The 13,355-nt window shown below is 64.6% G+C and carries 13 protein-coding genes; 5 read left to right on the top strand and 8 right to left on the bottom strand.

What is annotated here, in order from left to right:
* Window positions 1–48: 48 nt before the first annotated feature.
* Complete coding sequence (locus J8F10_RS27385; RefSeq protein WP_210659452.1) at window positions 49–1,044, bottom strand: prenyltransferase/squalene oxidase repeat-containing protein; 996 nt, start codon at window positions 1,042–1,044, stop codon at window positions 49–51.
* Window positions 1,045–1,151: 107 nt separating this feature from the next.
* Between J8F10_RS27385 and J8F10_RS27380 the strand changes: the two genes are divergently transcribed.
* Window positions 1,152–1,511, top strand: a complete 360-nt coding sequence (locus J8F10_RS27380) for an STAS domain-containing protein (protein ID WP_210659449.1) — start codon at window positions 1,152–1,154, stop codon at window positions 1,509–1,511.
* 53 nt (window positions 1,512–1,564) lie between these two features.
* Here J8F10_RS27380 and J8F10_RS27375 read toward each other — a convergent pair whose 3' ends face one another.
* Window positions 1,565–3,046 (bottom strand): serine hydrolase, encoded by a 1,482-nt coding sequence (locus J8F10_RS27375; RefSeq protein ID WP_210659447.1) that lies wholly within the window; start codon window positions 3,044–3,046, stop codon window positions 1,565–1,567.
* 85 nt (window positions 3,047–3,131) lie between these two features.
* Here J8F10_RS27375 and J8F10_RS27370 point away from each other — a divergent pair, with 85 nt between their 5' ends.
* On the top strand, window positions 3,132–3,959 hold the full coding sequence (locus J8F10_RS27370; protein WP_210659446.1) for a DUF1559 family PulG-like putative transporter: 828 nt from the start codon (window positions 3,132–3,134) through the stop codon (window positions 3,957–3,959).
* A 49-nt stretch (window positions 3,960–4,008) separates the two neighbouring features.
* Entirely contained in the window at window positions 4,009–4,998 is a 990-nt protein-coding gene (gene rsmH, locus J8F10_RS27365) for a 16S rRNA (cytosine(1402)-N(4))-methyltransferase RsmH (RefSeq protein WP_210659444.1), read from the top strand.
* 340 nt (window positions 4,999–5,338) lie between these two features.
* On the opposite strand, the gene J8F10_RS27360 is transcribed toward rsmH, so the two are convergent.
* The 5 genes from J8F10_RS27360 to J8F10_RS40415 all read right to left on the bottom strand — a co-directional run bounded on the left by J8F10_RS27360 (window position 5,339) and on the right by J8F10_RS40415 (window position 8,457).
* On the bottom strand, window positions 5,339–5,536 hold the full coding sequence (locus J8F10_RS27360) for a hypothetical protein (protein WP_210659442.1): 198 nt from the start codon (window positions 5,534–5,536) through the stop codon (window positions 5,339–5,341).
* Complete coding sequence (locus tag J8F10_RS27355; protein ID WP_210659440.1) at window positions 5,536–6,255, bottom strand: DUF6677 family protein; 720 nt, start codon at window positions 6,253–6,255, stop codon at window positions 5,536–5,538. The genes J8F10_RS27360 and J8F10_RS27355 overlap by 1 nt, the downstream gene beginning before the upstream one ends.
* A 140-nt stretch (window positions 6,256–6,395) precedes the next feature.
* Window positions 6,396–7,076, bottom strand: a complete 681-nt coding sequence (locus J8F10_RS27350) for a hypothetical protein (RefSeq protein ID WP_210659439.1) — start codon at window positions 7,074–7,076, stop codon at window positions 6,396–6,398.
* A gap of 114 nt (window positions 7,077–7,190) precedes the next feature.
* Entirely contained in the window at window positions 7,191–7,613 is a 423-nt protein-coding gene (locus J8F10_RS27345; protein ID WP_210659437.1) for a 2Fe-2S iron-sulfur cluster-binding protein, read from the bottom strand.
* A gap of 115 nt (window positions 7,614–7,728) precedes the next feature.
* Complete coding sequence (locus J8F10_RS40415) at window positions 7,729–8,457, bottom strand: BON domain-containing protein (protein WP_210659435.1); 729 nt, start codon at window positions 8,455–8,457, stop codon at window positions 7,729–7,731.
* A gap of 202 nt (window positions 8,458–8,659) precedes the next feature.
* Here J8F10_RS40415 and J8F10_RS27335 point away from each other — a divergent pair, with 202 nt between their 5' ends.
* Together J8F10_RS27335 and J8F10_RS27330 are read left to right on the top strand one after the other, a co-directional pair.
* Window positions 8,660–9,568, top strand: coding sequence for a sugar phosphate isomerase/epimerase family protein (locus tag J8F10_RS27335; RefSeq protein ID WP_210659433.1), 909 nt, complete (start codon window positions 8,660–8,662; stop codon window positions 9,566–9,568).
* Between the two features lie 151 nt (window positions 9,569–9,719).
* Entirely contained in the window at window positions 9,720–10,883 is a 1,164-nt protein-coding gene (locus J8F10_RS27330) for an alpha/beta hydrolase (protein WP_210659431.1), read from the top strand.
* Window positions 10,884–11,354: 471 nt separating this feature from the next.
* Here J8F10_RS27330 and J8F10_RS27325 read toward each other — a convergent pair whose 3' ends face one another.
* Window positions 11,355–13,346: a tetratricopeptide repeat protein gene (locus J8F10_RS27325; protein ID WP_210659428.1), complete on the bottom strand. Its 1,992-nt coding sequence runs from the start codon at window positions 13,344–13,346 to the stop codon at window positions 11,355–11,357.
* Window positions 13,347–13,355: the final 9 nt, after the last annotated feature.

The following is a 13,355-nucleotide window of genomic DNA, read 5'->3' as shown; positions in this document are numbered from 1 at the left end:
GGGTCACCGGGAATAGCCCGGGGTTTCAACCCCGGGTTCTCTTTTGATTCACTTCTTCTCCAACGCCAGCACAAGCGCAGTCGTTGCCCATCCGCTCGCGGTAATTGCGATAAACTGGTCCTTTTCGTAGGGGAAGCCGCTCTCGTAGTACGGCTGAAACGGCTTGCTGCGCGACTTCACGAACCACGTCCCATCCGCGCGCTGCACTTTCAGCAAGTGAGCCAACCCCGCTCGGTACGCGGGCGAATCGGTCTTCAATCCACCGGCCCAGTGAAGCGCGACCAGTGCCGAACCCGTCGCGTAGGCGTCGCTGCGCCCGCCGTCGAGCTGCGCCCAACCACCGTCCGCGCGCTGCGTGCCCTGCAATTCCCACGCGGCGGCGGCTACCTCTTTCGCGTCTGCGCCGGATTCCTGGAGGGCGAGCAAGCGGAACACGCGATCTTCCGTGTCTTTCGCGGGTGTTTTCACGAGCCACGCGCGGGCCGCGTCGGTGCGCTTCGCGACCTTTTGCTTGTCCGCGTTCGCCGGCGGTCCCCAGAACTTCAGTCCTCGTATCGCAAGGTAGGTCGTGCTGAAGTCACTTGCTTCGCTCGGAGGGCGGTTGCCGCTCGCGTGCCAGTGGTCGCGATCGGACTGCGTTTTGAGGAGGAACTCGACCACCGCTGCGGTGTTCTCGTCCGGCTTGTGCCCCGCGAGTTCGAGCGTGAAGAGCGCGGCCGCGGCCGTGTCCACCTGCCCGCCGGTCCCGCGCCCGTCCTTGAACCGCTCGCGGTTCGTTTCGAGGAAACTCGAAATGTGCTCCGCTTGTGCCTTCACCAGTGCGGGCGGAACGGTGAACCCGCGCCCGGTCGCGGTGGAGAACGCCAGCATTGGCGGTGTCTGATTGTGGCACGCGAAGCACGTCTTTTGCTCGATGTGCCCGGTCGCGCCTTTTTTCAGTTGGGGCAGCGCGGCTTCGACCGCAGCGCGCACGTCTTTTGGGCTGGGCGCTCGTGGGGTAAGATCGGGGAGCGGGATCGTAACGAGGAGCAGTACGGAGAGCATTGACGTACTCCGGGAGCGGTGCCATCGTTATACTTCGCCCGGCGCAAGACCCACGCCGGAGATCGTATCATGGTTGGGGTCCGTTCCTCTCCCGAGACGAGTGCGCCATGTCGAAGAAGCCGGCGTTTACCAGCCAGTTCGAGTTCACTCCCGACAACCGCGCGGTGGTGATCGCGCTCATCGGCAAGCTGGACCCGGTCGCGGTGGATGAACTGCACCCGCAGATTCAAGAAGTGTACCGCGCGGGGCTGCGCCGGTTCGTGTTCGATTTGACCAATTTGGAATTCGCCGGGAGCCTCGGCCTCCGACTATTGGTCGGGTTGCAGAACCAAGTGCGCGGTGAGGGCGCGGTCACGGTGTGCAACCCGACCGACGAGGTGCTCTCGATGTTGACGCTGACCAAGCTGACGCAGGTGCTCCCGAACTACCCCAACCGCGACGAGGCACTCGCGGGCACGGGCGGGTGATTCGCTTTTCCCGGGAACGCGGGCGAGGCGTTCCCGGGGAAAGCCGGCGCCCGTCATTTCTTGAACTTGAACTCGATCCCCGACAGCGCCAATCCTTTCGTCTTCCCATCTGTCACGGTAAACGTGGCGAGTTCGTTCTCGAAGCGCCCGGCGGTGATTCGGAACGTGTCGCGTTCGTAGTGCTCCAGCGGGTACGTGAAGTTACTGAAGGTCGCAGTGAGTTTGTCGTCGGCGTGCGTGACGGTCGCAGTACCGTAGGCCGGGTGCGTGTACTTGCCCGCGAAGTCGGTCAGCGGGAGCGACGGCTTCGCGGTCGGATCGCGAGTTTTGTCACGGGCCGCAAGTGCGGCCTTCTTCGCTTCCGCCTCATCATCGAGCGCTTTACGGAAATAAGCGTTCCAATCTTTCGGCTTCAGCTCGCAGTACAAATCAACAAGCGCGTTCGTCGCGGCCATCGGCATTCGCGTGTCGTGCAAGTTGGTCAGCACCGCGAAGCCCAAATCCTTGTCCGGAACGAGCGTGATTTGAATGCGGAACCCGTCAATCAAGCCGCCGTGAGCAACGACTTTCAGCCCGCGATAGTCGTTCACCACCCAGCCCATCGCGTAGCTCAGTTGTACCGTCTCCGGGAACTGCGACTTTGCCGCACCTTCCAGGCGCATCACGTTTTGTGGCGAACGGGTTTCGAGTAACGGCTTTGAGGAAACGAGCCGCTTTCCGTTGGGAGCGACCCCGTCGGAGACGTGAAATTGCAGCCATGCGGCGAGGTCACGTGCGGTCGCGTTCATCGAACCGGACGGGTTCGGCTCCTTCATCTCGTAAGTCGGCATCCGCTCGACCTTCCCGGCCTTGTTGAGCTGGTGGCCGAGCGCGCGGTCGGCGTCCTTCGCGATCGCCGTTGTCGTGAACGTGACGCCCTTCATTTCAAGTGGATCAACGATCCGCTCGCGAACGAGTTTCTCCCACTTGTCCTTTCCGCACTGCTCGGCAATGCGCCCGGCTGCCATGAACGTGATGCTGTTGTACCGGTAGCCGCTCCGAAACGGATAATCCAGCGGCAGTAGCGGCACTTGCTTCAGCGTGTGTTCGATGCTCCACGGCGCGTGGTACCACAGCAGATCGTGACTCGCGAGCCCGGTGCGGTGCGTCACGAGATCGCGGACAGTGAGCAGCGCGTTCGCGTTCGGATCGGAGAGCTTAAAACTCGGCAGGTGCTTCTTCACCGGGTCGTCCCAATTCAGGCTCCCCTCATCGACGAGCATCGCCAGGAGCGCCGTAGTGAATTGCTTCGTGCAGGACGCGAGCGGGAATGAGGTGTCCGGCGTGACCGGCGCCTTCGTGTCGAGTGATCGGTGCCCGTACCCCTTCAGTACAATCGTCTGGTCGCCGCGCACGACCACGAGTGCCGCGCCGGGCACCTGAAACGCCTTGAGCGCATCAGCTATCACCGCGTCGGCGGCTTCCGGTTTCGGCTCGTCCGCGCGCACGTGAGCGAAAGGCACGATTAGAACCGCGGTCGCGAAGGTCCAGCGCATAACGAGGTCCGTTTCGAGTGCCGCGCCGCACCGTTCGCCCGCGAAATGCGTAAACCAGATGGGTTCCTATTTCGCGAGGGTCGCGATGAATCGTCGGGTCACTATCATCGGCGCCGTGCTGCTCGTACTCGTTGTAGCGGCCCTGGCGGTCCCGTTCATCATGAAGGCGCGGCTCCAGGCGAACGTGGTGGGGTCGCAGAACAATTTGCGGGAACTCGCCCTCTTCGCCGCGCACCACACCGAACCGAACCCGAAGAACGACGCGCGCAAGCTCCTCACGGAAATCCCCGCCGGCACTATTGCGCTGTACGGCACGCCACCGGAAGACCGGCTCAGTTGGGTAGTGGGCGTGCTCCCGAGCATGGACCAGCGGAGGGTGAACTCGGAGCAACTCCTGAGTGCCATCGACCGCACGAAGCCGTGGAGCGCGGACGCGAACCAACGCGCCGGGCGCACGCGACTCGTGGTCCTGCTGTGCCCCGAGAACACGCCCGAAGTACCGCCCGATGCGGCTGCGATCACCTGTTACGTGGGGATTAGTGGCCGCGGAGCGAATTCCGCGACTCTTCCCGTGGATTCGCCGCACGCCGGTGCGATGCGGTACGACACCCCTACCCCCTTTGATCGCACTGTTGACGGGCTCAGCCAAACCCTACTGTTCGCCGAAACGCGAAACGAGGTCGGCCCGTGGCTCCGCGGCGGCCCCTCGACACTGCGCGGACTGGATGATGCGCCCGGCGCGCGGCCGCTCATTGGTGCTGACGGGCAGTTCGGGGGTTATTTCCCGGGCACCGCCGCCTTCGCCATGTGCGACGGGAGCGTGCGAACGTTCACCACGGGCGTTGACCCGCGCGTGCTGTACGGCCTGAGCACCGTCGCCGGCAAAGGTACCGACCCCGTGCCGGGAGAGTGAGTTCGCGGCTCACAGGGCGTGCGGACCGCGATCCCGATACAATCCCCTCATGTCCGACGAGCAACCCAAGAAAAAGAAGAAGCGCCCGTTCTGGCGGAAGCGCGTCCGGCGCTCCACCTCGGAGGGCGAGCACAAACCGGTCATGCTCGCGGAAGTGCTCGCTGCGCTGAACCCGCAACCGGGGCAAACGATAGTCGATTGCACGCTCGGGTTCGCGGGCCACTCGCTCGAACTGCTCCAGCGCGTCTCCCCCGACGGGTTACTCATCGCCACCGACCTTGATGCGGGGAACATCGAACCGGCCCGCGCGAAGCTCGAAGCCGCCGGCGGACTGTTCGCGCTGCACCACTCCAATTTCGCGGGCTTACCTACGGTTCTCGCGATTGAGGGCGTGTCGCAAGTCGACGGCGTGCTCGCGGACCTCGGCATGTCGAGCATGCAGGTGGACGACCGCACCCGCGGGTTCTCGTTCATGCGCGACGGCCCGCTCGACATGCGGATGGACCGCACCCGCGGGCGCACCGCGGCCGATTTGCTCGCGACGCTCTCGAAAGACGAACTCGCCGCGTGCTTCAGTGAATTCGGCGACGAACCACAAGCGGAAGCCATTGCCGACGCGATCGTGGCGCAGCGTGAAGTGAAGCCGATCGAGCGAACGAAGGAGCTGCGAGAACTGATTGAAAGCGCTGCGCCCGTGCGTGTGGACCGCAGCCCGGGCGCGCCGCCCGAGCGGAAACAGCTACTCGGCCCGGCGACGCGGGTCTTCCAATCGCTCCGCATCCTCGCGAACCGCGAACTCGCGAACCTTCAACAACTGCTGCGCGTGCTGCCGACCATCCTGAAGCCGGGCGGGGTGGCGGCGATCATCAGCTTCCACAGTGGCGAAGACCGGCTCGTGAAAGCGGCGTTCCGTGACGGGCTGCGGGCGGGCGTGTACGAAGCCGTCAGCCCGGACGCGATCCGCTCGACGTTCGAGGAGCGCCGGGCGAACCCGCGCTCGCGGTCGGCGAAGTTGCGTGTGGCGAAGATGAAGGCGTGAGACGAAGAGGCGCCGCGGATCAACGCAGATAAAAGGCACGATCAGACAAGTTGCAGGTCTCCGGGCGAACGACCGGTAGACGTTTCGGAATTGGTGTAGCGGGTGAACGAGCCGCGACCGCAAGGGAGCGGGCGCGACATCCTGGATACACTGAGAGCAATAAGGAATTGGGAGCGTGCCCGTTGCTCGTGGCACAAGCACCTCAACGCGCCAGAGACCGGCGCCACGAACAGAAAGATCAGACGGGTTTGTTCGGCGAAACTTCGGAGCCGGCCGGGACAGACCTGTGCTTCCCGCTCCCTTGCGGTCGCGGCTCGTTCTAAGCACCCGATTTGCGCGGCTAAATGTACGTCGAGAGCAGGTACAGCACGACGCCAATGCCCGCGAGGAACAGCGTGATGCGCAGCCCCCACCCGGTCGCCTCGTGAACGATCTTGTCCCAGCGATCGTGGCGCGTGGCCGCGTAAATCAGGCTCACCACCACCAGCAGCACCGGCAAATCCCAGTAGATGCTCACGGCGAACAGTGAAAGGTTCATTACGCGCCTCCTTGTGCGGTGGGCGGAGCGGGAGGCGCGGAGTGGACGGGAGCCTCGACCGGGGGCGCGGGCGGCTTGAACGAGTGCGCGGGCGCTGGAGGTGGAGGGGGCGGAACGACGGGTACTGTGGGCCGAGGGGCCGCAGTGTAGGCGTCCTCGCTTTCGTCCCCGACCCATTCCGGGGAGGCCTCGCGGAACATCGGCCCGGCGAAGGCGTCGTAGATCACGAGCAAGTTCAGAACGCCCGCGATCACCGTGTACACCCAGCCCAAGTCCCACCGCTTGTTACCGTTGCGCTGAAGGTCGTTCAGTTCCTTTTCGTCGGGCATCCGCTGGAACTTCCCGAAGATCGGCCCTTCGTCCTTCGCCTTGTCGAACGCGATGTGCTGGTACACTCCGGGCCACGCGGCGGCGCCGATCCAGAACTGGCCGAGGAACTGCGGACGGTAAGAAACGGCTTTGGCCACACCGGGGAGGTCGGTCCCCGCGAACGCGACCGCGGGCAGGTCATCGGTTTCGGGCAGCCACACGTTCCGCCACTGGCCCATCCACATGCCGTAGAAGAAGAGCAGGTACAGCCCGCCGAAGAACAGGAGCCCCTTTCCCACGCGCCCCTGGTAGATCTGGCCGAGTCCGGGGATGAAGTAGCTGAGCAGACCGGCGAGCGGGTCGAGTTTGACCGGCGGGAGCGGTGGATCGTTCGTCGGCGAAGACGCCATCGGCGGGCCTCGGCGGAGTGGCTCCGGGCAAACGACACGGCCCGGTAGGAGAAACTAATGGTCTCCCATCGGGTGTTCGCCACCGGCCGGGCGACATTGTCGGTTCTCAAGATTATATGACCCACCGCACGTGGGCCAAGTCACTTGGGCCAGGGAAGCACGACGGGAAGTGACAGCCACCCTTGCACCTGGGCCACGCGAAGAATGGTGTACGCGATCAGCCCCAGCCCGGCGAAACCCAACAGGTTCTTGACGAACCCGGAGCGGATCAGGCGCCCCGGCGGGCCGAACATCCCGCAAATGTTATCGAACAGGCCGTTCAGCGCGACGAGCGGAAGAAACACGAACGGCACCGGGGGCATCGGCGGGGCCGGCGTCAGGGCCACGGGCGCGGGTACCGGGAAAAGCGGGTGTACTTTCGGTTGCAGAGGTACTGGAGCCGACTTCGTCACGGGAACCGGCGGGGGCGTGACTTTGACCACGGGCGCCGGCACGGGAACCGACTTCGGCGCCGGCACGGGAGTTGATATGGGGGGCGCGGGCTTCGGAGTTTTCGCGACCGGAGCGAGCAAAACGGGCGCGGGCGGCTCGAACTTCAGTGACGCCGGTGGTTCATCAATTGCTAGGTGCGCGAGCGACGGGGCCGGCGCGGGCGCGTCGATGCGCCAGCTCGGTGGCAGCGGCGGTTGCGCCATTGGGGGCGGAGGTGGGGCCGGCGCGTCCGTGGGCGCGAGCGGCACCATCAGCATCTTCTGGAGTAACGCATCCAGCTCATCAAGCTGCTGTCTGGTCAAGTCGTTCGGGCTGGGGGCGGTGGCCATGATCGTCCTTCCGCGGCCAAATCCGTGTCGTGCCGCGAGCGGCAACCGGAGCGCGGGAGGAAGTCTAGCCCCCCTCGGGCGGGGAAAAAAGGGCAAGTCCCCGCACGAAACCGGTCAGTGGGCGGCTTCCTTGACTTCGTTCCGGTTCCACTTGGGGATGAGCACGATCAGGTCCTGGGTGCCGTTGGGCACGCACTGGCACGCGAGCCGCGACTCCGGCGACAGGTCCGGGGCCTTGTCCAGTTCGTCTTCCTCGTTTTCCGTCGCGCGCGAGCAACTCGCGCCGCCCTTCTCGATGCGCACGTGGCACGTCGAGCACGCACACACGCCGCCGCACGAGTGATTGATCTCAAGGCCCGCGCCGTCGGCGATGTCCAAAACGCTGCCTTCCAGACCGATGTGTCCGAGTGGGAACGTGGCCGGATCGACCGCAACCTCGGTCGATTGACCCGTCGATTCGTCCACGAATGTGACCTTGAACGGCTGAGTCGCCTTCGGCGCCGGCCCCTTCTGGATATACGGGTTAACGCCCGCCATGCTGGTTTCCTGCATCAGAGAAATCGGATCGTGTGGTCTATTATATCCGCGACCGGAAACGAAGAAGCCCGCGAACTCGGTTCGCGGGCTTCAAGGCTCTCAAATCTGCCGTGCGTTACTTGCTCGCGACCGGGAACGTGAGCTCGTTCGTGATGTTACCGACCCCGGGCGTGAGGCGCACGAGCCCTTCAGCGAGTCGGGCCTCTTCGTCATCTTTTACGGTCCCGCGGAGGATCACGTTGTTCCCGTCGGCGATGATTTGCACGCTCTTCGAGTTCGCAAATCCGCCCGCGTCAATGATGCCCCGGAGGTCCGTCTGCAACTTGATGGCAGGAACGGGGGGCGTGGGGAACCGCATCTGAGCGGCGTAGTGGATCTGGACCGGGAGCGGAATCAGAATGCCACTCTGGTTAGCAGTGCTCTGCGTGCCGCGGGCGCCCGTGGCCCCCGTCCGGCCGGTCGTGCCTGTTGCGCCCGTAGTGCCGTAAAGCGCCGCACCGAAGCCCCCTGGGGTGGAGCTCGCTTTGTTGTTAATCCCCTGGTAATACGGGTTCGCGAAATAGCCCGAGAGGAAGTTCGATTTCGCGGACGAGCTGGTCGCGGTTCCGGTCGGGGCGCTGGGCGGGTCCGGGGCCGTAACCGTTTGAATCGCCGACGACGACCCGGTCAGGGTGCTGCTCCCCAGGCTGCTGCCGATACTGCTCCCTAAAGTGCTCCCGGTGCTGGTTCCGCTGGTTCCACTCGTCCCGGTATTCCCAGTGTTTCCGGTGTTCTGCGCGAACGCGGGGTGCGCTGTTGCGCCCGCAATCGCGACTACCCATACCCAAGTTTTGAATCTATGCACGGAACACCCTCTTTCTTTCGTGGCACACAGTGGTATGCTGCGGCGGGGCACATCTTCCGCATAAGTATCGACGATCTGAATCGGCCAGTCCAGTCATCCGTTGATGAGAAAGCGAGTAGTATTCCGTTTCCGGTGTTTAGTTTACCGCGAGCGCGGCGCCGGCCCGCGGGCCGGCCGTGAGCACCCATAACTCGGAGATCTCATGCAACTCGGATTCGTGTCGGCCATCCTGGGCGATCAACCGCTCGAGCAGGTGTTAGCGTTCGCGGCGGACGAAGGGTTCTCGTGCGTCGAACTGATGTGCTGGCCGCCGGGCCGCGCCGACCGGCGGTACGCGGGCGTCACGCACCTCGACGTGACGAACTTCACCGACGAGGCCGCCGCGAGCGTTCAGGATCTGCTCCGTATCCACCGCGTGAACATCTCCGGCCTGGGTTATTACCCGAACCCACTCGACCCGGACCCCGCGCACCGGGCTCTGGTGTGCGACCATTTAATCAAAGTGATCGAGGCGGCCGCGAAGCTCAACGTAGGCCTAGTGAACACGTTCATCGGGCGCGACCCGGCCGGCACGGTGAACGCGAACTTCGACCTCGTCAAACAGGTGTGGCCGCGCGTGCTGGACGCCGCGAACGAGGCCGGTGTGCGGATCGGCATCGAGCACTGCCCGATGCTGTTCAGTGAGAACGAGTGGCCCGGCGGTAAAAACGTCGCGTTCAGCCCGGCCCTCTGGCGGCGCCTGTTCGACACGTTCCCGGACGCGCCCCTCGGACTAAACTTCGACCCGTCGCACCTGGTCTGGCAGTTCATCGATTGCGGGCGCGCCGTGCGCGAGTTCGGGTCGCGCATCGTCCACGTTCACGCGAAGGACGAGCGCGTCGATTCGGCCCGGCTCTACGACGTGGGCGTTCTCGGGCTGGGCTGGCACGTGCCGAAGCTGCCGGGGCTGGGCGACGTCAAATGGGGCGAGTTCTTCGCCGCACTGACGGATGTGGGATACACCGGCCCGGTGTGCATTGAAGTGGAGGACCGGGCGTTCGAGGGCTCGCTCGCCGAGCGCCAGCGCGCGCTCCGCCAGAGCCGCAAGTTTCTCGAACAGTTCATCGGGTAAAGGGGAACCGCGGCGAGCGCAGCGTGTTCAATTTTTGCACTCGCGCCTTACATTTGGCCACCGCTCGTCGCTGGCGTCTCGCGCGCCAACGACGTATGATCCAAATACGTTCCTCAATGTACCGCTCCCATCTCGCTCACGAGGACAGATCATGCGACGCTGGTTAGCTGCCCCGGTTGCGTTCGCTGCGGCGATCGGGCTCTCGACCCTGCACACCGCACCGGTCGCGGCGCAGCCGAAGGGCGAGGCACCGGCCGAGGAATCGTTTTTGACGGCGGACGGCGTGCAACTGAAGGGCCTGTTCCACGCCACCACCAAGGACGCGGCGACCGCGCCGGTGGTGATCCTCCTGTACCCGCCCGGGCCGGACCGGGACATGACGAAGGGGGACTGGGCCGGTCTCGCCGGGCGCCTCAACGAGTCGGGGTACCACGTGTTCCGGTTCGACTGGCGCGGGCACGGCAAGAGCACGGACATCAAGGACCCGAAGAAGTTCTGGACCAACCCGTTCTTGAACGGGGGCGCCGTTAATTTCAACGGGTACATCAAGGGCGGCCCCCCGAAGAAGCCGCTCAAGAACGAACTGTTTTTCAAAGATCTGAGCCCGACTCGGGCCGACCGGTACCTCCCGGCATACCTCAACGACCTGGCCGCGGTCCGCGTCCACCTCGACTCGAAGAACGACAACAAGACTCTGAATTGTAGTTCGATTTACTTGATCGGGGCCGGTGACGCGGCCACCCTGGGCGTCGCGTGGCTCGCGGCCGAGTGGCAGCGCCCGGCGGTGTTCCCGAAAGAGGGCCAGTTGGGGGTGGGCGTGCCCGGCTACGACTACGTGCCGCAACCCCTCGTCGGGCAACTCCAGACGGAGGGCGGGCAGGACATCTCGGGTGCCGTGTGGCTCAGCCCCAGCCGCCCGCCCTCCATCTCCGAAGCGAACGCGAAAAAATGGATCAGCACTTACGCGCCCAAGATCCGCGAGAACAACCCGATGCTGTTCCTCTACGCGGACAAAGACGCGGTCGGGAAAAAACAGAGCGAGTTCTTCTACAACGAAGTGCTGGTCGGCGACCCGCGGCGGGCCAAGGCGTTCAACCTCAACCCCATCGATCAGACGTTCATTAAGGAAGTAAAGGGCGGGAACACCCTGAGCGGCGCGAAATTGCTCGACAACAACTCCGAACTGAAGGTCCAGGATACCATCATCCAGTTCATAGCGGCGATCCAAAAGCAGCGCGCCAAAGTGCCGTCGAAGAACCGCAACTTCAGCACACCGTACTTCATCAACGCTCGGGATTTCGGCTTGACCCCGTAACGCGAAGTGCCGATCAGCATCAGAGATCAGAGAACAGAGAACAGAGAACAGAGAACAGACGGCCGAGGTGTGTGTTGTTTTTGTCGCCCCGGATGGGGCGACCGACGGTAGCCAGGGGCGGAGCGCAGCCGAAGGCACAGCGCCCCCTGCGGGTTCCCACGAACCCCGGGACTCATAAACGAAATGAGACCGAGCCCCGTGAGGGGCGACAGAGCCTTCAGTTGGGCCTGTCGCCCCTCACGGGGCTCGGTCATTTGTGTGCCGATTATCAGGGATTGTGTGTGATGTCTACCGGGGGTTGCGCTAGCGCTCCACCCCTGGCTACCATCGGACGCCCATCCGGGGCGACAAAAACAACACCTCGGCCGTCTGTTCTCTGTTCTCTGTTCTCTGTTCTCTGTTCTCTGATCTCTGATCCGCGTTATCTGCGTTGATCCGCGGCTCTGCCTTCTTCTGCCATCTGCCTTCCGCTCAGCCCTCAACAAACTTGCGAAGTTCCTGTTCGAGCGCCCCCATCACCTTACCGACGCCCTCCGCGGTCTTGGCCAGTTTGCGGTCGGCCTCGCTCGCCGGGTCGAGCGGGGCGACCAGCTCGTTGAGTTTCACCGCGGCCGTGGGGAACACCGTGAGCAGCTTGCGGACCGTCAACTTGTCGCCGTGCTTCTTGCACACGTCCACCGCAGTGCGAATGTGCTTGAGGCTCTCGTCGAAATCCGGGATCGTCGCGATCGCGGGCCACGTTTTGAGTATGTAGTCGCGGGCCTTCTGGTGCGCATCGTCCTTGATCTTCCACTGGGCCGCGAGCTCGTCCTTCCGCTTCTTCACCTCCGCGTCCCCGGGCAGCAGCGCGAACAGTTGGTCGTAGGCCGCGAGCGCCTCGTCGACGTCGCCGCTGGCCAGGAGGATGGCGATCCGGGCGTTGATCGCTTGCGCCTGGACCTCGCGCGCCGCGATGGTCGGGTCGCTCTCGCGCTTCACGATCTCCTCGAGCAACTTGATGTGCTTGGCGAGTTGCTCGTTGTACGCCTTCAGCGCGGCAACGTTCTGCCCCATCTTGGCCAAGATCGCGTCCACGCTCTCGGCCTTCTGGACCGTCTTCGACTGCTCTTTGAGCCGGGCCAGTTCGTCTGTCAGGCTCTTGTCGGCAGCGTCCGCGCTGTCGAACCCGCCCTTCACGCGGGCCAGTGCCTCGGCGTTCTTCTGTTTCTTAATGAGGTCCGCGACCGCATCGAAGCACACCGACTGCGCGAGCCGGGCGTCGGCCGCGGCACTCGCCGCGGCGAGCACCGAGCGCTCGAACGCGGCCCGCTCCTCCTTCGCCGGGTCGATGTCGAACGGAATCGTGATCGGCTCGTCGTTGAGGATCGGTACCGGGAACTGCTTCGCCTGCGACGGCCCGAGTGCGACCGTCACGCACGCGACGCCCGATAGCGCGCGGTCCGAACGGAACTGGGCCGTCGGTGAGTGGAACTTGCACACGTCCTTCTGGTCGCCCGCGCCGGCGACCACGAAACCGCTGTCGCTCGCTCGCACGTTCACCGCCGACGCGGTCTTGTATACCGTGCCCTCGCTGCTCACCAGGCGCACCGCAACAGGGGCCTTCACCGTACCCAGTTTCATGGCACGGTAGCCGATGACACCGCCCGTGCTGGGCATCGCGGTCTGGTAGCGCGTGAGCACCGCACACCGGCACGTGCCGTCGGCACCCACATCGGTCACCTTCAGCAGCGTGAAGTCGCGCGGGGTCGAAGTGAGGCCGGGCGGCGGGACCGAACCCGGCGGCGGGTTGATGATTTTGCCCGTCGCGGTGCGAACCGGCGGCGGGGCCGGGCGGTTCGTCTTGCGGACCGCGGCCACGGCGAACACGTCCCCGTTTTGCACGAGATCCTTTACCGGACCGAGCCCCGAGCCGCGAATCAGTACCTTCGCCTCGTCCGGTTTCCCGGCGACGGCTTCCACAGTACCCACGAGCCCGAAATCGCGGTCGAGTATCAGCCCCGCGGTGCGGCCCGCGAACTCCAGCGCCCGCGTCGATTGCGCGCGCACGACCGGGGACGAAAGCCCCGTAAACCCGTCGTACTGCCGCGACTCCATGTGAACTTTGCCGTCGCGGTACTCGACTTTGAGGAAGTGTGTCTTCGCGCCGCTGAGGTCGCGCGGGGCGTCCAAGGCCGCGAATCCCTTCTCGCCGAATTGCAGCCACAGCGGTTCCTTTCCGTCGCGCACGAGGTCGGCGAGGTCCGACACTTCGACCGTACCGAGGCCCCCCAACCCGGGTTGCAGCGCGGCGAGTATGTCGCGCTTCAGCCGGTCGCAGAAATCCTGCGTCAACAGCGGGTGCGGCTTGACCGAGATCACGACCCGCCACAAACACGGTTGCTTGGGTTCGGGGTCGAGTTGAGCGAACGCGGGCGAACCGGCGAGGAGCACAACGATAACGGCGACGGCCAGACGGTGGATCATGCGAAACCT

The sequence above is a fragment of the Gemmata palustris genome (assembly GCF_017939745.1).
GTDB classification, from domain to species: domain Bacteria; phylum Planctomycetota; class Planctomycetia; order Gemmatales; family Gemmataceae; genus Gemmata; species Gemmata palustris.
Note: the sequence above shows the minus strand (reverse complement) of the source record. Positions and strands in the feature narration are given on the sequence as shown.